This window comes from Flavobacterium sp. (assembly GCF_043722275.1).
Taxonomy (GTDB): domain Bacteria; phylum Bacteroidota; class Bacteroidia; order Flavobacteriales; family Flavobacteriaceae; genus Flavobacterium.
The window spans coordinates 45,646-69,232 of record NZ_JAYSPC010000130.1 but is presented as its reverse complement, the minus strand read 5'-3'; the positions used below and the strand labels follow the sequence as shown (position 1 = coordinate 69,232).

Genomic DNA, 23,587 nt, shown 5'->3' with positions numbered 1-23,587 from the left:
GACAATTTCCTGAATATGATGACGATTGATAATATATTTTCTATTGACTTTAAAGAAAAGAACCGGATAAAGTTTACCTATTAAATCCGTTAAATTGCTGTTGTATAAATAACTGCTGCCGGAATTGGTGTAAATAAACATGTGTTTTCCGGTGGCAAAAAAATAGGTAATTGATGTATCGTTTATCGAAATAAGTTTATCTCTGTGACTTACCAAAAAATGGTGCTGGATGTTGTTTTGATTTTCGATTTCGACCAAAGATTCTACAACTAAATTGGTATTAAAAGACTCTTTGATATTTTTGTATTTGAGTAAAGCTTCAAGCAATTCTTCCTCTTCATAAGGTTTTAGAAGATAATCTATCGTGAAATGTTTGAATACTTTTACGGCGTAAGAATCATAAGCGGTAATAAAAATAACGGGGCATGAAACAGTTGCCTGTTCAAAAATGTCAAGACTTTTTCCGTCTCCTAAATGAATGTCCATAAAGGCAAGATCAACGGTGTTTTCCTTAAAAAAGGCTACGGCATCTTTTACAGATTTCAGGATTGTTATTTCGTTTATCGAAATGATGTTTTGTTGTTCTAATATTGATTTTAGATAGCTTGAAGCCAGATGTTCATCTTCAATAATGACTATTTTCATATCGTTTAATTTTATTATAAAGTTAAAAAAAAAGCTCCGTTAAAAACGGAGCTGATTCTTTTACAATTCTGGATTGTTTAAACGTGCCTCTTGGGGGAAAGGTAACGTGTAACGCGGATCATTTTCCATCAGGGTAAAATCTTCACCATTAAATGTATGGGTGATTTGTTTTTGATTATTTCTTCGTAAATCAAACCAGCGCTGACCTTCAACAACAAACTCTCTTTGTCTTTCCTGACCTATAAAATCAAGAAGCTGAGTTTGTGTCATTCCGGCAATCGATGTGCTTAACTGGTTAAAAGCTGTAGCATTATATCGGTTTTTTATAAATGCCAAAACCGTTGTTCTTGCCGCAGGAAGATCGCTCAATTGAGCTGATGCTTCTGCTTTTGTCAAATATAATTCAGAGGTTCTAAAGGTACATTTTTGATTAATATCACCCCCTTTTTTAAATCTGAACTTGCTGCCGCTTGCCTGAAAATATAAGGCAAAACGCAAGTCGTTTGTTTTATCATACGCACCAATTAATGTAGGTGATACAAACGAAGCTCCTTTTAAAAGGTTGATAAAAGTATCTTCAAGAGCTAATATTGATTCTCTACCATTATAAAGGTTTGGCAAAACAGCTGTTGTATTCAGGTTCGTTAAAGCACTTTTATAAGTCATTGCTTTATCTGCCGCTTCAATCGCTTTAGCCCATTCTTTTTTGTAAAGATAAATACGGGATTCCATAGTATATAAGGCAACTTTTGAGAAACGGTAATTAATTCCTGCTGTCTGAGTGTCTAAGTTTAGTAATTTTTGCGCTTCTTCGTTATCCAAAAGAATCTGGTCATAAATTACTGCTACACTTTGAGGAACATATGCTTGCTCTAAATCAATTTCTAAAGCTAACGGAACACCTTTGTCTGTTGCTGCTGTTGCTGCATTATAAGGCTTTGCAAACAAGTTAATCAAATCAAAATAAGTTAATGCTCTTAAGGCATATGCTTCTCCAATCAATTGATCTTTTTCTGCCGATGGCGCTAATTTTTTACTTGCTTCATTGATGATTACATTCGTATAAAAAATCCTGTTGTACAAACCTGCATAAGGAAAAACGTTTGTAAGCTTATCAGGATTAGCATCTTTCCAGATAAAAATATCTCTGTAATAAAAAGAGTTATCATTGTCTTCATTCAAAAACAATTCATCGGCTCTTAAAGATGACAATGATTTATGTGATTGATAAGCAGAATATCCTTTTGTTAATACTGCTCTGTAATCTGTTAAGGTTTCCGGAATTACTTTACCAATAGGTTTAACATCAAGGTAATTATCACAGCTTACTGTAGTAATTGCTATGCTGGCAAAGAATACGTATTTTAATATATTTTTCATTTTAAATCAGTTTAAAAAGTTAGGTTACATCCTAAAGAAATCGATCTTGGGATTGGTTGTGCATAGATATTTCCGTAAGTTTCAGGGTCAAAGTAACCTTTATAATCAGAGCTGATTACGAATAAGTTTCTGCCTTCGACACTAAATCTAATGTTATCCATAAACATACTATTCGTAGCTTTTTTAGGTAAAGTATATCCAAAACGAACACTGCTTAAACGCATAAAACTCATTTCATGAACCCATGTATCTAAGTAATTATACATTTCGATTTGGTTTCCGCCAGAATACCATTGATAAGCCATCCATGAATCTCCAGTTCCCCCGGTTTCACTTGTAATTCCAGGGATATTTGAACTTGTATTTGTAGGTGACCATGCATTTAGAGCCGCTGTAGTATAGTTTTGACCACGATCTAATGTTGTTCCGTTAAAAGTTGGTTTTTCTACAACAGTTTGTTTGATGTTGAAAGTAGTCGCGATTGTCAAATCAAAATTACTTACTTTAAACGTGTTGGTAAAACCTCCTGTAAATTTAGGATCTAAATCTCCTGCATATGTAAACAAGTCTCTTGTGTCTGCATCTGAAAGTTTTGTTGTAGAGAGTACTCCCGGAAATACCTCTGCATAAGGGTCATAAAGGGCAAAAAAGGTTTGTGAGTTTACCGTTTCTCCTTTTTTATTTACAAATAAAGGATAACCGTTTTCATCAATTCCTGCAGTTTTTAATGCGAATACCGCATTGACCGGGAGGCCTTCTCTAGAGGGTAAAAAACTGTTTGATCTTACCTGAATACGATCAACATTACTTTTATTGTGAGCGAAATTAATCGTTGTATTCCATTTAAAATTAGGGTGATTGATGTTTTGCGTAGACAAAGCAATTTCATAACCTTTATTAGTTACCTGCGCCCAGTTAGCATTTGTAAATTCAAATCCGTTTTCAACAGGAAGAGATTGTAAACCAATTAAATCCGTACTTTTTCTGCCGTAAACATCTGTTACAATGTTAACACGATTGTTGAATAAACCAAGGTCCATTCCAAAATTCGTATTCGTTGTTTTTTCCCATCTTAATTTATCATTTGGAGGTGCCGATACTGAAATAACAGGTTCTGTTTGTCCCGGTAAAATAACCGTTGTCTGGTTTACCCCAACTACATACGGAGAAGTATTTTTATCGATATTTCCTTGTAAACCGTAAGAAGCACGTAATCTTAAATTAGAAATTACTTCACTGTCTTTTAAGAAATTTTCTTCGGATACTAACCATGAACCGGAAACTGCCCATAATGGTAAGTATTTGTATTTAGGATCTGCACCAAATAAATCTGATCCGTCATAACGTACACTTCCAAAGAAAGTATATTTTCTATCGTATGTATAAGATGCTGTCGCAAAAAAGGAAGCAAATGCATTTTCGTTTTCATTTTTCAAATACGTTCTCCAGCTTGCATTTGCTGCCGTATCAGCATTTGGAAAAATAATTTGAGTTGTAGTTAATGTTTTAGGGTCAAAACCAAAACCTTTTGTAGCAATTGATGTACTATTGTTTCTTCTTAACTCATTTCCTGCCATAACTTCAATCTCATGTTTTCCGCCAATGGTAGTGCTATAGTTTACCATAGTTTTCCAGTTGTATTGGAAAAAATCTGTGTTTGAATTTTGAATAATTCCGCCTGCAGGAAGGAAATAAGTATCAGCATTGTTTATAAATACACGTGATTTTTCTCTTTCTTTTCTTGTGAAATAAGTTTCCTGACCGGCATATTTTTCAGAAGCATTATTATCAAACTGCAAACCAATTTGCGTACTTGCTTTTAAGCCTTTTGCAATTCTGTAATCAACATCAAGCAACGCTTTTATAGATCTTGTCGTTAATTCATAATTAGTATTTTCTCTTTCTTCTAAAATATTAAAAGGAATATAGTTTCCTGCATATCCTCTAATATCCTTGTCATAATTATAACTTCCGTCAGCATTTAGCGGAGTCAGATATGGATTTACATTTCGGGAGTAATTAGAAGGATTTGTATAAGCATCAACATCTGTAATGTAAGATTGTTTTTTGCTTTGCGCACCAAATATTCCAACACCCACATGTAATCTATCCGTTACATCGAAGTTGTTTTTTAAAGTAAGATTGTATCTCTTGAAACCAGTTCCAATAGTTGCACCTTCTTCATCATAAGCACCTAATGAAAAATAGTAATCAGATTTTTCTCCACCGCCGGATAAGCTCAATGAATATTGTTTGTTGAAAGTACTTCTATACAATAAATCACCCCAATTTGTATTATTGTTTCTTAAAGTGTTGATAGAATTTTGCGTTTCCGGACTTAGAGACGAAAAACCTCCCGATCTATAGGCTCCTAATTCATTAGCCTGATTTAGAATACGGGAAATTTCTCCGTTTGTGTCTCTGTAAGTCAAATCCTCTCTTGAAGCCAGCGAAAGTTCAAAATCTACTTTTTGAGAAGAATTTAAAAGGTTTAATTTAGAAAAATCAGGTTTTTGAGTCACAAAAGTATTGACATTAAAATCAACTTTCATGCTTCCCTTTCTTCCTTTTTTAGTCGTAACCACAATAACTCCATTTGCAGCTCTTGCACCGTAAATGGCAGTTGCAGCAGCATCTTTTAATATGGTAATATCTTTAATATCCTCAGGATTTAAACCTGCGATAGAAAAATTGCTTAATACATCAATATTGTCTTTGTCATACTTTTGAGGAACATCATTTCCTTCAAGAGGCAAACCATCAAGAACCCATAAAGGATCCTGAGCACCTGAAAGTGAAGCTGTACCACGAATTCTGATTTTCGAAATAGTTCCCGGAGCGCCCGTTTGCTGTGTTACCGCAACACCCGCAATCTGACCAATTAACATTTGATCCAAACTCGCCACACCAGCTTGTTTGATATCTGCCATGTCAACTTGTGCAACAGCCGACGTCAATTTTCTTTTTTCGATTTTTTGGTAACCCGTAACTACAATTTCCTTCAATTCAGCTACGTCAGATTTTAAGGAAATAGTATAATTATTTTGTGATGTAATATCAATCGTATAAGGTTGGTAACCCACATAAGTTACCCTTAAACTTTTCATATTATTGTTGATTTTAAATTCGAAAGTACCATCAAAATCGGTTACGGTTCCTAAGCTTGCACTCTGGATCACACCTTTTTGTTGCGTACTGTTTGATACAGAGGAATTTTCAAGAAAAACAGTAACTCCCGGAATTGGAAGTCCGTCCTTGGCATCAAGTACTTTTCCTTTAATAGTCCTTTCCTGCGCATACCCGGATAGGGCAAGAAGGAAACTCAGCATGTAAAATAGATTCTTCATTTTTGGTTATTTTTGGGTTGTGTTAATTATAATGTGTTATTTAATGCTCTTTCAATACGTTGAATCAAATCAAAATAATGGTTTTTAGTTTCCTGATTTCCCATGTTTCTTTTCGCTTTCAGTAATTGCAAAACCTGATTCAGTTCGCCTTTTTTATCAGATGTAACTTCAGAAACTCTTTTTAAAGAAGACTGATTGATGTTACGAACCATTTTAGATTCTTCCAGATAATCACATAAATGCGGCATACTTAAAGTCTGTTCTAACTGAATTGTTTTTTTAACATCAGTTTTTTCAAAAAGTTTATTAGTCGAAACAATCAGCACATCAACATAATTTTTCTGAGTCATGCGTTCCATAATCGTGAGCGATTTGTTCAGGATTGTAGGAGCAAAAATGCTTTGGTGAAGCGTTTTGAATAATTGAGTTACCGTATAAATATTTTCTTTGGCTTCATTGCGCTGAAACAATTCATTTTCGGTAATTCGCAACAAGCGATCATCACTTAATAAGCTGTATAAAATACCGTATTGCAATTCTCTTGCAAGTGTATAAGGCGTGTATTCATAAGGTCCAAGCGGAGAATCCTTTAAAGGGTTTGTCTTATCTAAAATTGGATTAAAAAACAACCATTCCGGCAATTTGATACTATTGTTTAATAAATACGAAACCGCTCTTTTCTGGATTGCAGCAGGAACCGCCACATAACTTTGTTTATTATCACCATGAACCGTAGTATTCAAATAAATACCGCCCACATTTGTCAATACATGATAATTGTACAAATTCCATTGACCAATTGCACCTATATATAATTTACCCGTTTGATAGTAAGATTCATCCTTATCATACGTCCATTCCAGAATTTTACCAACAACTATTTTCAGGTTTTTAAGTCCGTATTCGCTCGCTTTCATGGCATCATCGCCTAAATCTTCAGATTGAGAACGAGGATCAATTGTGCTGTCGCCATCCTGTTGTTCTCCGTAGAAATAAATAGGATCATCTTTATGTTTGCCAATCAAATCGTTCAAAGCATTGTGTTCTTCCGTTTGATCTGCGTACCATCTATAACCCCATTCGATAGCATATTTGTCATATTCACCAATTTTTGGTGTAATTGCTTCCACATTATCTTCAGGCTGAGCGATATAATTGTAACGCGCATAATCCATAATCGACGGAGCAGTTCCGCCCATTTTTGCCGTAAAGTCTTTAGATCTCAGAGATTCAACCGAATACGCAAACGATGCGCCCATATTGTGTCTCAAACCAAAAGTATGACCCACTTCATGCGACGATACAAAACGAATTGCTTCGCCCATATGTTCATCGCTAAATTTATTTCCTCTCGCTTTTGGATCAATTGCTCCGGTTTGAATGCGCATCCAGCTTTGTAATGAAGTCATTACATTGTGCCACCAAATAATATCCGACTCAATGATCTCACCGCTTCTTGGGTCCACAACCGCAGGTCCCATTGCGTTTGCTTTTTGCGAAGCCACATAAGTAATTACCGAATAACGAACATCGTCAATATCAAAATCCGTATCTTCTTCTGTGGGTTCTTTTGCGATAACGGCATTTTTAAATCCCGCTTTTTCAAAAGCAACCTGCCAATCGCGAACGCCTTCTATAATATAAGAGCGCCATTGTTTAGGCGTTGATGGATCGATATAATAAACAATAGGTTTTTTAGGTTCTACTAATTCACCTTTTTTGTATTTTTCAATATCTTCAGCTTTAGGCTCTAATCTCCAGCGGGTTATTAATTCTTTTTCCAGCATTGCATGTTGGCTGTCACTAAAATACCAATGTTTTTCAGAGAAATATCCAATACGTTTATCTGCAAAACGAGGCTGCATTGGCACTTTATCCAATAAAATAATATTTGAAGTCACACCAAGCGTAACCGAAAGCGAAGGACCACCTTCACTAACCGAAGTTGTTAATTGTGATTTAACGACAATATTTTTAGGAAACGTTTTCACACCTTCTATATATGAAAGTTCAGATTTTACAGATCCGCCAAAACCTATATTGCTCAAAACATCATTAAAACTCTTTTGTTTTCCGTCAAAAACTTTATTTGCCTTAATTACTACCGAAGTCGAATCGTTGTTTTTAGTTTCAATATCAAAAACCTCAATAATAGATTCTGAGAAATTACTTGTTACAGATGCCGTAATTGCATCGCCAATTGGCGATGATACCTTTGGTACTGATGATTTTACCCAAACTTTTTTTGCAACAAGATCTTTATGAAACGTAATGATTTTATTCTCGTAATTCATTCCTTTATTCAATCCCGCATCATTAACAGGTAAAGGAACATTTGAAATTTTATTAACAACTAGAAATTCTCTTGAAAAAAGCGAATCGTTGATCTCTAAATATAAATCAGTTTTTACCTGAATAGTATTAAACAATCCCTTCTTAAAAGTTCCCTTTTTGATAAGATCATCGTATTTTTGCCCTTTCGAATTTTTTAAGGAATCCTTAAATAATTCGGTTTTTTCTTCTTTATTCTTTTTATTCTTTCTTTGAGAAATCACAGTACTTGTATTCAGCACCAATACCACCAAAGCGATATTTTTTAGACTTCTCAACATTGCCTTTTCTCTCATAGAAAGTTAAGTTTAGGTTAATTTTTGGCTAAAACTATTGCAGGATTAACGTTAAAAAAAACAAAAAGGAGTGAATGGCTTTTTTTCGGGAGTGAATGTTTTTATTTTATCCAATTAAAGGCAAAATGCAAGTAAAATCTCCGTCTTTTTTAAAGACTTCAAAATCGTTTTTTGAGTAATATTTGTAAATACTTTCTAAGTATTTGTGACCAAACCTAGATTCTTTCTCGAAGTTTTGCTTTTCGTTTAAATTATTAGTAATAATCGCAACATCTTCTTTTATGTCAATCCTTATTTTTAAAGGAGTTTCTTCAGATGCGATATTGTGTTTTATAGCATTTTCAACCGCGATTTGAAAAGCCAGATAAGGCACTTTTTTAGCCAATATACTTTCATCATCGATATGAATACTAAAAACAAATTCGGCACTAAAACGAGTTTGTTGCAAAAAGATATATTTCTCGATAAAAAGCAATTCTTCCTGAACCGTCACAATATTATTGATAGGAGGATTAATAAGATATCTGTAAATTTTAGAAAGGTTCAAAGTAAATTTACGCGCAACTCCCGTATTATTTTCAATCAGCATATAAAGTGAATTCAGCGAATTGAATAAAAAATGCGGATTAATCTGCTCTTTTAATTGTTGCAGCTGAATTAGTGCTTTTTCCTTATTGATTTTTTCATTTTCTAAAAGCAGCTTATTTTTTTCTTGTGCCAAAACCTCTTTCTCCTGAAAAGTTCTACGCGTAAAAATCGTAAAGAGATAAAAGAACACAATCAGAATGGCAGTTGTAATAAAGTAAATTAACGAAGCGTACTTTTTTACCGCATCAACATCTTCCGAAGAAACTTTTTTTGGAAAATTGACACACAAATACCAATTTGTACCTTTTATATTCAAACGTTTTGTATAACGCACAATGTCCAGCCCAAGATATTCCGAAAGTGCAATTTTTCGGCTAAAGCTGTCGATATCCTTAAAAGTCGTATCGCCAGCCGATATATTGGTGATTTTAAAAATATTCTTTTTCAGTAATTTTATTTCAGGATGGTAAATAATCGTACCTTTTTTGTTAAAGACAAAAGCATAATTTGGGGCTTTTTGATCAATTGTCGAGAAATAAGTTTGCAGTGATTTCAAATCAATATCATATCCGTACCGAATCACAGAACCATTTTTAGCAGCATATTTATAATAAATCCGCCAGAAAAAGTTTTGACCATCTTCAACAATACTATTAAACTCACTTAGATTCCCTTTTTTGAAAACAAAATCTTTTATGGAAGTTTCTAAATTTTTACTTTCAGAAGAAGAAAATTCTATTTTTTGATTATTAATCTGAAACCAATTATTTTTCACCAAACTATCATTAGAATGAATCGCGCTTAAAACTTTCAAATTATCAGATAAGTTTTTGGTATTGCTCATTTCAACAACACCTTTTAGTTCGTTTTGAGTTTGAAGTAATCGGGACAATTCCTGCGCCATAACTTCCTGTTTTTTCAAAAAGCCACGTTGCTCGATTGCAGTATTTGATTTTTCAGTTACCTGCGTCATTAATCCGCTAAAAATGTAAATAGAAAGCAGCGTAAGAAATATAAAAATGATTCCTAAAATAAAGAAGTTCCGACCGGAAAAGGTATTTTTAAAATTGAATTTCAAAGATGTAATTTAAAAAATAAGGATGCATTTAAACCCTTATAACAATGTGGTATTAATTTTTTTCGTGCGTAAATATAAAACTTTTTGAATCATACCATATTAGTTAGCAAAAGATTACGCATATTTCGACCACTCGTTTAGTAAAAATCTTGTTAAGGAGGAAAAAGTTGTTTAAATTGTTTAAAGTTTCAGGTTTCAGGTTTTTCACGACGCGTTAAACCTGACAGGTTTTATCCCGAGGCTTCGGGACTGTCAGGTTTGCCAAAGATTACGGTTTGAAATTGTTTTAGATATCAGTTTTTTACGACGCGTTAAACCTGACAGGTTTTCAAAACCTGTCAGGTTTGCCAAAGATTGCGGTTATAAATTGTTTTAGATATCAGTTTTTTACGATGCGTTAAACCTGACAGGTTTTATCCCGAGGCTTCGGGACTGTCAGGTTTGTCAAAGATTGCGGTTATAAATTGTTTCAGATATCAGGTTTTTACGACGCGTTAAACCTGTTAGGTTTGTCAAAGATTGTTTCAATGTGAAACATGAAACAAAAACTATTCTCTTTTCAATTGAAGATGTTCCAAAGTTTTCCCCACTAAAGTTTTCGTTCCAACAACTTCAAAACCTAATTTTAAATACAATTTCTTCGCGTTCGGATTTTCATCTTCCACCAATAAACCCAATGTTTCATTATATTGCGTAACATATTCTTCGATCAGGAATTGCAGGAGTTTAGATCCAATACCTTTTCCCTGATGATCCGGACTTACGCCCAAAGAATCGATATAAAATTCGCCACGTTGGGTTTCATCTTCGGGATCAAAATCAGGATTAAAATTAAGGCGGACATAATCAATAATAGGTTGTCGTAATTCATGCAATCTTCCGCCTTCATAAACAGAAACTGCGCCTACAATTTCATCATTTTCCTCGGCTACAAAACAATTTTCATATGAATATTGATTCTTTTCAGATTCCACAAAATGAAGCACAAAATAATACGCCGTTTTTGAATCCTTTTCGCCAATGAATTTATAGATAATTTCTTCCATCGCCAATAATAAATATTTTGCAATAGTTTCTGAATCTTCAAAAGCTGCTTTTCTTATGATCATGATTTTTTTCTTTTTAGGTACAAAATTACAGTAACTTTTAAATATCAGTAAGTTTCATTGAAATAATGCAATAATTAGGTAATATTTTTAGATTTTAATTAGAAATTACACGATTTAAACTTTATAAAATAATAAGTTAATGCGTTTAAAATCAAGTGATTATTTATTTCAAAAGATACATGAAAAACTAAAAGATGTTGCAATATTTATTTTGTTCCAAATCTAAAATCAGGTCATAATTATTTTTCGCAAAAGGATAAATCTGTGTTATTAATAGTACTTTTTTAAATTTCATTGTTGATAAGTTATTTTTCAGGAAAGCAGAATCCGAAGGACATTTTCTGTTGATAACTCTATTTAGATTTATTTCAAATAACTGATGTCACGGTTGTTAGACGATATTATATGGCTGTTGATAAAAGTAATTTTTTCATCGTTTTTCAAAGGATTCAGCCTGTTGATAATTGTGCGGATTTTTAACACCAAAATGAAGTCAAAACAAGAACTGTGGGTTAATTTTGTAATGATCAAAATGTCGTTAAAATCCCCAAATAAACGAACCATTTTTATTCTCAATAAGTCACCATTTAATATTATATATATGTCTATTTTCGATAAAAGAATCAATTATAAACCTTTTGAATATCCAGAAGTATTACAATTTACAGAAGCCATAAACAAAGCATATTGGGTTCATACCGAAGTTGATTTTACTGCTGATACTCAGGATTTTCATTCGCATTTAAATACTGCTGAAAAAACTGCAATCAAAAATAGTTTATTGGCAATTGCACAAATTGAAGTAGCGGTAAAAAGTTTTTGGGGAAACATTTACGAGCATTTTCCAAAACCGGAATTTAACGGATTAGGAAGCACTTTTGCCGAATGTGAATTCAGACATTCAGAGGCATATTCGCGTCTTCTGGAGGTTTTAGGATATAATGATGAATTCGAAAAACTGATGGACATTCCGGTAGTCCGCAAACGTGTTGATTATCTTTCGGATGTTCTTAAAGATACCAAATCACAAGACAATAAAAAGTATGTGGTTTCGTTGATTTTGTTTAGTATTCTTATCGAAAATGTGTCACTTTTTAGTCAGTTTGCGATATTATTATCGTTTACAAGATTCAAAGGATACATGAAAAATGTAAGTAATATTATTGCATGGACTTCAATAGACGAACAAATTCATGCAAATGGCGGAATTTATATCATTAATAAAATACGTGAAGAATTTCCTGATTATTTTGATGAGGAAACTTTAGCGCTTGTTCGTGAAACAGTTAAGAATTCTATAGATGTAGAAGCAAATATATTAGACTGGATATTTGAAGATGGTGAAATCGAAAGTATCAAAAAAGCAGATTTGGTAAACTTCATGAAATTTAGAATTGATGAAAGTTTAACCCAAATAGGTATTGATACTATATTCAATGTTCCTGCCGATGATTATAAAGCTATGGCATGGTTTGAAGAAGAAGTTTTTGCCAATAGTCTGGATGATTTCTTTGCAAAAAGACCAGTAGAATATACTAAACATGACAAAAGTATTACCGCAAATGACCTTTTCTAAAAGCAAGTTAATTATGAATACAATAGATACAATTTCAGGAAAAAGCCTTCCGTTAAGTGAAGCAGATAATAAAATGTGGTGGAAAAACTCTGAAAGTGAACAAATTTTAAACCGTGGTTATCTTTTAAAAGGCGAAACTGTAGAAGGTGCAATTGACAGAATTTGTACCGCAGCGGCAAAAAGATTATACAAACCTGAGTTAAAAGAGTCTTTTGTAGAAATGATCGAACGCGGCTGGATGAGTATTAGTTCACCTGTTTGGGCTAATATGGGAACAGAACGCGGTTTGCCAATTTCTTGTTTTAATGTTCACGTTCCGGACGAAATCGAAGGAATTACACATAAATTAGGTGAAGTAATCATGCAAACCAAAATTGGTGGCGGAACTTCAGGATATTTTGGCGAATTACGCGAGCGCGGAAGTGCCGTAACCGATAACGGAAAGAGTAGTGGAGCGGTAAGTTTCATGAAACTTTTTGATACAACGATGGATACGATTTCGCAAGGTGGCGTTCGCCGAGGAGCATTTGCCGCTTATTTAGACGTAGATCATCCGGATATCGAAGAATTTTTGAAGATAAAAAGCATCGGAAACCCAATCCAGAACTTGTTTACAGGAATTTGCGTTCCTGATTACTGGATGCAGGAAATGATTGATGGCGATGCTGATAAAAGACAAATTTGGGCAAAAGTATTAGAAAGCCGTCAGCAAAAAGGATTGCCTTACATCTTTTTTAGCGACAACGTAAATAAAAACAAGCCACAAGTTTATAAAGACAAAAACCTGCGCATCAATGCCAGTAATTTGTGCAGTGAAATCATGTTGCCATCAAGCGTTGACGAATCGTTTATTTGCTGTCTTTCGTCAATGAATCTGGAACTTTATGAAGAATGGAAAGATACCGAAGCCGTAAAACTGGCCATCTTTTTCCTTGACGCCGTTTTACAGGAATTCATAGAAAAAACAGAAGGTAATTATTACCTTTCGGCAGCGAATCGTTTTGCTAAAAGACACCGCGCACTTGGACTTGGAGTATTAGGATGGCACTCGTATTTACAAAAAAATATGATTCCGTTTGAAGGGCTTGAAGCCAAAATGAAAACAACAGAAATTTTCCAGCATATTAGTGATAAAGCCGACAAAGCAACGCAGGATTTAGCCCGAATTTATGGCGAACCGGAATTGTTAAAAGGTTACGGAAGACGTAATACCACAACAATGGCAATTGCGCCAACAACTTCATCATCGGCTATTTTAGGACAAACTTCACCTGGAATTGAACCTTTTAGCAGTAATTACTATAAAGCAGGATTAAGCAAAGGTAATTTTATGCGTAAAAATAAATACCTTAAAACATTACTGGAAGAAAAAGGTCTTGATAATGAGGAAGTCTGGAGGGAAATCATGCTAAATGGCGGAAGCGTTCAACACATGAGCCAGTTAAGCCAGAATGAAAAAGATGTATTTAAAACCTTTAAAGAAATCAGTCAGTTAGAGATTATTCAGCAAGCCTCAATTCGTCAGAAATTTGTAGATCAGGGACAAAGCATCAACTTAAATATCCCATCAGATTTACCTGTTAAAGAAGTAAACCGTTTGATTATAGAAGCCTGGCAATTAGGAATCAAAAGCCTTTATTACCAACGCAGTCAAAGCGTATCTAAAGAACTGGTTGCGAGTTTAGTTACTTGCAGCAGTTGCGAATCATAATATAAATAGGCTGTCTCTTTGGGGCAGCCTATTTTGGTTTTTGCCCACGGATTAACCACAAAGATTGTCATTTCGACGAAGGAGAAATCTCATCAAGTAGCTCGACAAAGATTGGATTCAGCATAGTAACCGCAAAGTCTGTCATTTCGAGGAACGAGAAATCTCATCAAGTAACTCGACAAAGATTTTCCTTTGTTTTTCGCCCACGGATTACACGGATTAAACCGATTTTACGCAGATTTAAATCTTGCCATCTTTGTCAAAGTTTTAAACTTTGACAAAGATTAACCGCAAACTTTGTCATTTCGAGGAACGAGAAATCTCATCAAGCAACTGGACAACAGTTGCGCAAAGCATGTGTGATCTCTCCTGCGTCGAGATGACAAGATTGGGTTTTATCTTTACAGAAATATCAAAACTTAGATTTCAATCTGCTTAAAGTTTCCTGCGAAATATTAATATATGAAGCCACAATTTTATTAGGCAATCGTTTTACAATAGCCGGATTTATTTTGAGCAACAATTGGTATCTTTCTAAAGCATCCATTGTTGTAAACGACATAAGGCGATTGGTATTATTGACATAAGCACGTTCTAAATAATGACAATAAAATTCACGCCATTGCGGAATAATCTTTATTAAATGATTAAAATCTTCGTGACTGATATACAGTAATTCCGATTTTTCGATCACTTGAATATATTCAATAGAAGGCAATTTAGTAATAAAACTCACTAATGCCGTCGCAAGCTGATTTTCGAAAGCAATATATCGCGTAACATCTTTTCCTTCTTCATTGATAAAAAAGATTCTCAAACAGCCTTTCCCAACAAAATAAGTGTTCTGACTTGTTTGTCCTGCCGAAAGCAACAAATCATTTTTGCCTTGATTTAAAGGTTTAAAATAGGACAAAATCGTATTGAGATCTTCATCAGAAACCTCAATACGATTTTTTATATAAGCACCAAGTTGTTCGTATAACATCGTTTATTTATAATCTCTCACGAATTTGCGGTAATAAATAATATCTTCTATAGATAAAACTACCAAATCGTGCTGATCTGCAAAGCTAATGATTTTGTCAAGTTTAGCCATACTGCCATCTTCATTCATTAGTTCGCATAAAACTGCTTCCGGCTGTAAACCCGCCAGTTTCATCAAATCGACACTGCCTTCAGTATGTCCGTTTCTTTCCAGAACACCATTGTTTTTGGCACGTAAAGGGAAAATATGTCCGGGTCTCGCCAAGTCTGAAGCCTGAGAGTTTTTTGCTGACGCCGTTTTAATAGTTGTAAGTCTGTCAGCTGCCGAAACTCCCGTTGTAACACCGTTTTTAGCTTCGATTGTTATCGTAAACGGAGTCTGAAAACTACTCGTATTTTCCTTCACCATATAAGGCAATTCCAGTTGATCTGCTTTATCATTTGTCAGGCAAAGACAGACAATTCCGCTGCATTCACGAATCATCATTGCCATATTCTGAACCGTCATATGTTGTGCCGAAAAAATCAGATCACCTTCATTTTCGCGATTTTCATCATCGGTTAATAAAATTCCTTTTCCGTTTTGCAAATGTATTAAAGCTTTTTCTACACGTTCTGTGCTTGTTAAGCCAAATTTTTCCAGTGGATATGTTAGTGTGCTGATCATTGTGTTGTTGGTATTTAATTTAATGAGCAGCAAAGCTAAAGTTGTTTTAAACGCAAAAGTTTGATATAGGTCAATAAAATGAATGACAAATTTAAGTTAGTCACGAATTTTTGAGGAAAGAAGGTTGCCACGAATTACACGAATTTTCGCGAATTATTTAACCACAAATTACACAAATTTTCGCAAAATTTCTTTTTTACAATCTTTTAGATTAAAAAAGATAGAAGCAATACTATTTGCAGTCTCAAAAAAAATAATTCGTGAAAATTCGTGTAATTTGTGGCAGACTTTTTCTTTAATATAAAGTCTTACAAAGAAATTAGCGAAAATTCGTAAAAATTGGTGGCAAAGTTTTTCTCCTCAAAAAATCAAACCAATTCCAGAAGTGTCTTAGTAGCTATAACCTGAGCAAATTCGTTGTGCAAACTCGCCAGGGATATTTGATGTACTAACTCCGAATCAAATTTTTCGCCGTTGATCCCAATTCGGTCAAAAGTTGCCGTTGCATCAGCAATTAAATACACTTCAAACCCTAAATTTCCTGCCATTCTTGTTGTTGTCGAAACACAATGATTTGTCGTAAGCCCAACAATTACCAGTTTATTGATGTTAAGATTATCCAGTTTTTCTTGTAAATTTGTCCCTATAAAAGCGCTGTTTACATTTTTTGTAATTACCGTTTCGCCATTAATAGGTTTTACTTCGTCCTTGATTTCAAATCCCGGATGCGAAGCATGAAGTTTCGAATCTGGATGTACAGAACTGTGAACGATATGAAAAACAGGCAATTCGAGCGATCTCCATTGCTCCAGAATCTTAGCCATTTTCAATTCAGCATCTTTGTTATTTCTGTTGCCGCCCCAAATATCTTCTTCGTTAAAACCTTTTTGAACATCAATTAAAATTAAGGCAGCATTATGATCTCTAAGTTTCATTTTTTTATAAGTTAGATTGTTAGCTAATTCGTTGGCGTTGTTTTTTAACACATAGAAACACAGGTCCAAAATTTTTTAAAGAGAAGATATTAGAAGAATAAATTTCCGTCATAATAATCAACTATGTTTTAAGTAAGTGAAATACCTATTTAAATTAAGAAAAAATCTATGTTTCTATGGGTTAAAAACAACTCAACGTTTTTATCATTACAAATGTACTTTTGTAATAACAACCAAAAAAGGACAAAAGATAGTCGTTTTAAGACAGCTTATTTTTAATAGCGCTGGGCAATGCATCAAGATGAGTTTCAAGAAGAATCCTTAATTGTTTAGAAGTTTTGTAACCGCACAAATGGGCGATATGCTCAATTTTATAATCGGAATTCATAAGCAGACTTTTCGCTTTTTCGATTCTCAGTTTCGTTCGATATTCGGCGATAGTGATTCCCGTTTGTTTCTTGAAAATTCGGGTCAGATTTCTTGGACCCACGTGCACTAATTCAGCCAGAAAATCTATGGTAGAAGTTTTATCTAAATTCGAAATAATCCAATCCTGAATGATGTGAATCTTCTCGTCATGATGGTTTCGGTTTTGCAAATAAACACTTTCCTGTTCGTCATTTCCGCGTCTTCGTTTATAAACCACCATTTCTTTGGCAATTGTCGCCGCAGTTTCCTTGCCGTGTCGTTCCTCAATAATATGCAAAGCGAGATCGATTCCCGTTATAATTCCCGCGCTTGTATAAATATTTCCGGATTGCGTAAATAAAGTATTATTTTGAGTTTTTGCAAGCGGATATTCCTTTTTAAGTTTATCGACCAGTTTCCAGTGCGTCGTACATTCTTTGTGGTTTAAAAGTCCGGCTTTCGCCAAAAGAAAAGCGGCAGAACAAATACTGCAAATCGTAGTTTGATTGGCATTTATTTGCCGAAGCCACGTAAAAAAAGAAGCATCTTCGCTATCAAGATCAATTTGATGCGTGCTGAATCCCGAAATAAAAACAAGGTCATTTTCCTGCGGATTTACTTTTGAAAAATGCGTCAGCGAAGCTAATTCTAACCCCGACGAACAAATCACAGAAGTTGTACTGCTTATAAAGTTAATCCCGTACTCAAAACCCAAAAGTTTCGCTTCCTGAAAAACCTGCAAAACGCCACTCAAATCCAGAAGTGTGACTTGTTGCGGAATGTAAAAATAAACGGTTGCAATTGTTTTTGTCATGGGTTCGAATGTCGTAAATACTCATTATGATTGACACAAAAATATAGTATTAATTTCATTTTTAAAGCTTATGAAATTGGGCGAGTTACCACGATAGATGATGCATTCACTAAAAACCGTATTTATACGTGTTGCTTTTGTCATTTTGATCGAAGAGAGAAATAGTATTAGAAGTTCCACATAGAAAATCACTCCGCTCTTGCGAATAAACCGTTTCTCTTCCTGAAAAAGTTTACACATCAAAGCTTATCTAAAATATATACTTAGGTTTATGAAGGGGCGATCGCGCCAGCAAAAACAAAAAAATCCATAGATAATTTTTGAAATACAATATTCCGTATCTTAGTCAATAGTAACCCAATTTTATTTTGATCACCAACTTTTTATGATCAAAATATAAAATCTAAAAGACTTACAAATGCCCTGGAATCCTGAAATTTATAATAAGTTTAAAAATATTCGGTATCAGCCATTTTATGATTTGGCTGATTTTATTGAACCCGTAAACGGAATGAAAGCTATTGATTTAGGTTGCGGAACGGGTGAACAAACGGCTATTTTAGCAGATAAATTCAAGGAAGCTGATTTTCTGGGTGTTGATTCTTCGGCAGAAATGCTGGAACAATCTAAGGCTTTGGAAACTGATAATTTACATTTTAGAAAAGCAACTACCGAAGAAACAATTGCGTCCGCAGAAAAATGGGATTTGATTTTTAGTAACGCCGCTTTACAATGGTCGGATAATCATGAAACTATATTTGCAAAATTGCTGGAAGTGCTGAATTCTAAAGGGCAATTTGCGGTACAAATGCCTGTTCAGCCGGAAAATAAACTGAATAAAATCTTGTTAGAATTAGCTAACGAAGAACCTTTTAAAACTTATCTAAAAGGTTACAAAAGAGATTCTCCGGTTTTGAGTATTGACGAATATGCACAAATTCTTTTTGATGGCGGACTTGAAAATATTCAGATGCTGCAAAAGGTGTATCCTATAATTGCAAACGATCATGAGACGCTTTATAATTTTATATCGGGTTCGGCATTGATTCCGTACATAGAACGATTGGAAGGCAAGGAGAAAGAGCTTTTTATTAAAACGTATAAGGAAAGAATAGCAGATCATTTCCCGAAACTTCCCGCGATATATTCGTTTAAAAGGCTTTTGCTTTATGGCAGGAAAGTATAATCTATTTTAAATAATAGCCACTGATTGAAGCGATTTAAAAGATTTTTTTAAATTTAGAATTTGTTTCATTACGAACTATATGTTGGTAATCTTTGACAAACCTAACAGTCCCGAAGCCTCGGGATAAAACCTGTTAGGTTTATTGCAATTTAATTTCCTTGCTATTTATTCAGCCATGCTTTAAACTCTGCGGCTTTATTTTTACTAATAATCACATCAATTGCTGATTTTGGAACAACTTCAATTTTCAGCTGATTATTACCGTATTTGAGGATTTTATCAATTGATTTTATGGCAAGAATAAATTGTCTGTTTGCTCTAAAAAATATTGTGTTGTCTAAATCGCTGTAAATTTCATCTAAACTGCTGTTGCTCGTCGACACTTTTCCGTTTACATCTTTCACGTAAGTGATTGTGTTTTCCATGTAGATATAAGCGATTTGGTCAATTTCGAGCGTGACAATTTCGTTTTTCAAATGCGTCAGGATTCTTTTTTTATTCGAAGGAAGAACCGAAGTTTCCGGAGTTTTAATTTGCTCGTTTAATTCCAGTTTTGATTTATAATTTGTCAAATCATAATTGAGTTTTGATAAACTTAAAACTTCATTAACCAGATTTTCATTTTTCTCTTCGAGTTTTCTCTCATACCGACTTCCGAAAAGGCGAATCATAAAAAAAGAAAGCAAAACAATCAAAGCTCCGGTACTTATATAAACGAGAATAAAGTAAAATTTCAGGTTTTGTACCTGATCGTTAATGCTTTTTATGTTGGCATGTGAGGCAATAATCCAATCGGTATTTTTAACGGGATACAAATAGATAATTTCCGTTCCGTGATCAGGATTGCTAAAACGCCTGATGCCGCCGCCTTCGGTTTTATTTTTTATATAGTTGTAAAAATCTTCAGGATTTACTTCATTATGCGTCTTAGAAATGTACGATTCATTAGGAAGCGTCATTGCGCCAATTCTTGCCGGATCAGGATGGCATACTTCTTTCCCAGTTTGGTCAAACATACAAATAAACCCCGTTTGCGTGTCGGTTTTTTCAATGCTGCTTTGTACGTTATTAATGATTACCTTTCTGTCAGGATTCTGTTGTGCCTGATACGAAATCAAATTCGCCATTTCTTTGGCTTCTCTTTTACTCGACTCAATCTGAATTTTTAGAAATTGTTCCGCACTTAAACTTACCAAATAATTCATACTAAAATATCCGCAGATATAAACGACAACAAGTAATGATAAAAATGTAAAAAGATAAAGTTTGTCTTTTTTCATGGGAAAATTTTCTATTTGTGAGCCAAATTTAATTAATAATAAGTTTAGAAATTGATAATCAAAATTTCTTTCCATTCTATTTATTCCCTTTTAAGTTCATTTTTTCCCTTTCGCGCACTTTTCTTTGATTTCAGGCGCTTTCCATGTCTTTATTTGCACTATAAATTTTTAGACAGATAACATTTTTACCTGAAAAGATTTGAATTTCCCAAGTATATATTGGATAATAATTGAAAAAGTCATTCTAAATTAAATAAAAAGTAATCCTATGAAAAAGCCGCAACGGTATAAAAAAAGAGCAATCATAATCTCATTAGTAATTTTGTTTGGAGTTGTTTTAGCAATGCAATTTTTTCGTCCTGTTATTATAAATCCACCAGTTACCGGAGATGTAAAAGTGCCACATGAAGTACAAACCATTCTAAAAAATTCTTGTTACGATTGTCATTCCAACCAAACTAATTTAAGTTGGTACGATAAAATAGTTCCGGTTTCATGGTTGGTTGCACAACATATAAAAGAGGGAAGGAGCGGACTTAATTTTTCTAAATGGGATGAATTGTCTCCGGCAGATCAAAAAGCAAAACTGTGGGAATCCATCAACCAGATTTCTCAGGGAGCAATGCCTTTAGCGAGTTATACATTGGCACATCCTCAGGCTAAATTGTCTCAAAAGGACATCAAAGTACTTCAAAACTATATATGGAGCCTCAGAGTGAATAATAAACCTCAGGATACTTCAAAAATAAAAGCGTTAAATCATCAGGCCGAAGCTATAAATAAAGCTCAAAAAACAGCTCAAATACCTAAAGCGCCTAACGGAATTGCTTATATCGCCGATTATAAAAACTGGGCTGTGATAAGTACAACGCAACGAGTGGATAATGGAACAATGCGAATTATTTTCGGGAATGATATTGCGATGAAAGCGATTAAGGAAAAGAAAATTAGTCCGTGGCCAAACGGCTCTATTTTAGCAAAAGCGGCATTTGAGGAAATTGAAGATCAAGACGGAAATATTTCTCAAGGTGCTTTTAAACAAGTAGAATTTATGGTTAAAGATGATAAGAAATACCAGAAAACAAACGGTTGGGGATTTTCCCGCTTTAAAACTCCTGCAATGGTTCCGTATGGCAAAAATGCCAATTTTGTTATCGAATGTATGAATTGCCATCAGCCAATGGAGAAAAACGATTATGTATTCACGCTTCCAATACGTCAATAATTATGAAAACGATAGTTTATTTTACAGGAATCATTGGTTTGTTTTTTCTTTTTGCCTGTTCGGATAAAGAAAATCAAACGGCTTTAAATAATGAAGCGTCACTTCCGGATGCATTACTGAACAAGGTTTCAGGCTTAAAAGTCATTAATTCTTCCATCAATACTAAAAAACATACAACTGCATTATTGTACGGAAACCCCAAAGCAATACAACGAATAAAAACCAATGGTTTACAAATGCAAAAAGGCGAAAAATTAGTCTGGATTACATGGCACCAAAAATCAGATCCGAACTGGATTGGAGCAATTATTCCGGGAAAATTAATTTCGGTCGAAATAGTCGAAGCCGTTTCCGGAAAAGAAAATATAAACTAGGAGAAATTTGAAGGAAATGCAATGCAAATCAAAAAAGATACAATTGGTAATCATAGCCAAATTGAAATAATGCTCAAACAAAAAATGGCGATTCTGCCATAATTATAAATTCAATAAACACTAAATAAATTAAAAAATGAAAACAATTAAAATTTTAGCTTTCGCACTTTTGGTATCTTTTAGTACCATTACAATGTATTCACAAGAAACAAAATCAAATAAACCAACGATCATTTTTGTTCACGGAATCTGGGCTGACGGATCTTCATTCTCAAACCAAATTGTCGCTTTACAAGCAAAAGGATATCCGGTAATTTCGGTTCAAAATCCAGTAACTTCATTGGCAGATGATGTTGCTGCTACAAAAAGAGCGATTACACAAGCAAAAGGAGATGTGATTTTAGTAGGTCATTCATGGGGAGGTTTTGTGATCACGCAAGCCGGAAACGATCCTAAAGTAAAAGGCTTGGTTTATGTTGCGGCTTTGGTTCCTGATTTAGGAGAAACACTTCCAAGTTTATCTGTACAAGGTCCCGCGGTTACGCTTAGTAATTATTTAGAGCCTGTTGATGGTTTTCTTTATTTGTCTAAAGAAGGCGTGAAAACTGTTTTTGCACAGGATTTAAAAGAGAAAGACCAAAACTTGATTTTCGCCACACAAACTCCCGCAGCGCAAGGTGTTTTTGGAGATAAAAGCGGAACTCCGGCATGGAAAACTAAACCAAGCTGGTACATTTTAGCAAAAAGCGACAAAGCAATCAGCCCGGATTTAGAAAGATTTATGGCAAAAAGAGCCAATGCTAAAACAACCGAAATCGAAGCAAGCCACGTTGTAATGCTTTCACACCCAACAGAAGTACTTAAAATTATTGAAGAAGCTGCAACAGCAAAAAAATAAATTATATAAAGGATTAATTATTAGAGCTCTGAAATCACAGATTTTGGAGCTTTTTTATGGAATTTATTTTATTTGTCTAGCTCCAACGGAGCGATATATTTATAGCATCCATCAGAACGACATATTTATAGCCATCCGGTTATTCGCAATAAGATCAGCTCCAGCGGAGCGATATATTTATAGAAATTCAATATTATTGACATGCATAATCAGCTCCAGCGGAGCGACATATTTATAGCATCCAGTGGAGCGACATATTTACAGCATCCAGCGGAGCGACATATTTATAGCATCCAGTGGAGCGACATATTTGTAACCATCAAATGATATACATTAAAATTAGCTCCATCGGAGCGATATATTTATAGAAAATTTATATTGACATGCATGATCAGCTCCAGCGGAGCGACATATATTTATAGCCGACATAATTATTATGGTAATTTTATATTTCACCCCGATGGGGTTCCTTGCATTGATTTTTTATTTTCTATAAATACATCATTCTATAAATATTTCATCCCTCTGGGATTAAATTTGAATGGAAAATCGTTTTTATAAATATATCATTCTATAAATGTTTCACCCCGCTGGGATTCTTTCATATCGTTTCATTTTTTTTATAAATATATCATTCATAAATATTTCACCCCGATGGGGTTCTTTGCATTGATTTTTTATTTTCTATAATACATCATTCTATAAATATTACATCCCTCTGGGATTTAAATTTTGACGAAAAATCGTTTTATAAA

General features: G+C 34.1%; 17 protein-coding genes. 6 read left to right on the top strand and 11 right to left on the bottom strand.

Features of this window, described 5'->3' with window-relative positions; genetic code table 11:
• From ACHZDT_RS16155 to ACHZDT_RS16130, 6 genes are all read right to left on the bottom strand, one after another.
• The coding region (locus tag ACHZDT_RS16155) for a LytR/AlgR family response regulator transcription factor (RefSeq protein ID WP_394775654.1) at nucleotides 1-645 on the bottom strand (645 nt) is incomplete at its 3' end.
• Between the two features lie 60 nt (nucleotides 646-705).
• Entirely contained in the window at nucleotides 706-2,025 is a 1,320-nt protein-coding gene (locus ACHZDT_RS16150) for a RagB/SusD family nutrient uptake outer membrane protein (protein ID WP_394775653.1), read from the bottom strand.
• Between the two features lie 11 nt (nucleotides 2,026-2,036).
• Complete coding sequence (locus tag ACHZDT_RS16145) at nucleotides 2,037-5,372, bottom strand: SusC/RagA family TonB-linked outer membrane protein (protein WP_394775652.1); 3,336 nt, start codon at nucleotides 5,370-5,372, stop codon at nucleotides 2,037-2,039.
• Nucleotides 5,373-5,398: 26 nt separating this feature from the next.
• Nucleotides 5,399-7,999 carry a zinc-dependent metalloprotease gene (locus ACHZDT_RS16140; protein WP_394775651.1) on the bottom strand — a complete coding sequence of 867 codons (2,601 nt, stop codon included), beginning with the start codon at nucleotides 7,997-7,999 and terminating at the stop codon, nucleotides 5,399-5,401.
• 106 nt (nucleotides 8,000-8,105) lie between these two features.
• Nucleotides 8,106-9,665, bottom strand: coding sequence for a histidine kinase (locus ACHZDT_RS16135; protein WP_394775650.1), 1,560 nt, complete (start codon nucleotides 9,663-9,665; stop codon nucleotides 8,106-8,108).
• A 548-nt stretch (nucleotides 9,666-10,213) separates the two neighbouring features.
• Entirely contained in the window at nucleotides 10,214-10,774 is a 561-nt protein-coding gene (locus ACHZDT_RS16130) for a GNAT family N-acetyltransferase (protein ID WP_394775649.1), read from the bottom strand.
• Between the two features lie 601 nt (nucleotides 10,775-11,375).
• Here ACHZDT_RS16130 and ACHZDT_RS16125 point away from each other — a divergent pair.
• Nucleotides 11,376-12,350, top strand: coding sequence for a ribonucleotide-diphosphate reductase subunit beta (locus ACHZDT_RS16125; protein WP_394775648.1), 975 nt, complete (start codon nucleotides 11,376-11,378; stop codon nucleotides 12,348-12,350).
• Between the two features lie 13 nt (nucleotides 12,351-12,363).
• Nucleotides 12,364-14,061, top strand: a complete 1,698-nt coding sequence (locus tag ACHZDT_RS16120) for a ribonucleoside-diphosphate reductase subunit alpha (RefSeq protein WP_394775647.1) — start codon at nucleotides 12,364-12,366, stop codon at nucleotides 14,059-14,061.
• Between the two features lie 412 nt (nucleotides 14,062-14,473).
• On the opposite strand, the gene ACHZDT_RS16115 is transcribed toward ACHZDT_RS16120, so the two are convergent.
• The 4 genes from ACHZDT_RS16115 to ACHZDT_RS16100 form a co-directional block, all read right to left on the bottom strand.
• Nucleotides 14,474-15,046, bottom strand: coding sequence for a Crp/Fnr family transcriptional regulator (locus tag ACHZDT_RS16115; protein WP_394775646.1), 573 nt, complete (start codon nucleotides 15,044-15,046; stop codon nucleotides 14,474-14,476).
• 3 nt (nucleotides 15,047-15,049) lie between these two features.
• Entirely contained in the window at nucleotides 15,050-15,712 is a 663-nt protein-coding gene (gene ribB / locus ACHZDT_RS16110; protein ID WP_394775645.1) for a 3,4-dihydroxy-2-butanone-4-phosphate synthase, read from the bottom strand.
• Between the two features lie 368 nt (nucleotides 15,713-16,080).
• The gene (locus tag ACHZDT_RS16105; protein ID WP_394775644.1) at nucleotides 16,081-16,647 is read right to left on the bottom strand and encodes a cysteine hydrolase family protein; all 567 of its coding nucleotides are present in this window, start codon (nucleotides 16,645-16,647) and stop codon (nucleotides 16,081-16,083) included.
• 259 nt (nucleotides 16,648-16,906) lie between these two features.
• The gene (locus tag ACHZDT_RS16100; protein ID WP_394775643.1) at nucleotides 16,907-17,869 is read right to left on the bottom strand and encodes a GlxA family transcriptional regulator; all 963 of its coding nucleotides are present in this window, start codon (nucleotides 17,867-17,869) and stop codon (nucleotides 16,907-16,909) included.
• Between the two features lie 418 nt (nucleotides 17,870-18,287).
• Between ACHZDT_RS16100 and ACHZDT_RS16095 the strand changes: the two genes are divergently transcribed.
• Nucleotides 18,288-19,055 carry a methyltransferase domain-containing protein gene (locus ACHZDT_RS16095; protein WP_394775642.1) on the top strand — a complete coding sequence of 256 codons (768 nt, stop codon included), beginning with the start codon at nucleotides 18,288-18,290 and terminating at the stop codon, nucleotides 19,053-19,055.
• A 161-nt stretch (nucleotides 19,056-19,216) separates the two neighbouring features.
• Here ACHZDT_RS16095 and ACHZDT_RS16090 read toward each other — a convergent pair whose 3' ends face one another.
• Nucleotides 19,217-20,335 (bottom strand): LytTR family transcriptional regulator DNA-binding domain-containing protein, encoded by a 1,119-nt coding sequence (locus ACHZDT_RS16090; RefSeq protein ID WP_394775641.1) that lies wholly within the window; start codon nucleotides 20,333-20,335, stop codon nucleotides 19,217-19,219.
• A 268-nt stretch (nucleotides 20,336-20,603) separates the two neighbouring features.
• On the opposite strand from ACHZDT_RS16090, the gene ACHZDT_RS16085 reads away from it, so the two are divergent.
• The 3 genes from ACHZDT_RS16085 to ACHZDT_RS16075 all read left to right on the top strand — a co-directional run bounded on the left by ACHZDT_RS16085 (nucleotide 20,604) and on the right by ACHZDT_RS16075 (nucleotide 22,832).
• Nucleotides 20,604-21,560, top strand: a complete 957-nt coding sequence (locus ACHZDT_RS16085; RefSeq protein WP_394775640.1) for a heme-binding domain-containing protein — start codon at nucleotides 20,604-20,606, stop codon at nucleotides 21,558-21,560.
• A gap of 2 nt (nucleotides 21,561-21,562) precedes the next feature.
• A complete protein-coding gene (locus ACHZDT_RS16080) occupies nucleotides 21,563-21,934 on the top strand; it encodes a hypothetical protein (RefSeq protein ID WP_394775639.1) in 372 nt (123 codons plus the stop codon).
• Nucleotides 21,935-22,070: 136 nt separating this feature from the next.
• Complete coding sequence (locus ACHZDT_RS16075) at nucleotides 22,071-22,832, top strand: alpha/beta hydrolase (RefSeq protein ID WP_394775638.1); 762 nt, start codon at nucleotides 22,071-22,073, stop codon at nucleotides 22,830-22,832.
• The last annotated feature ends 755 nt before the right edge of the window (nucleotides 22,833-23,587 follow it).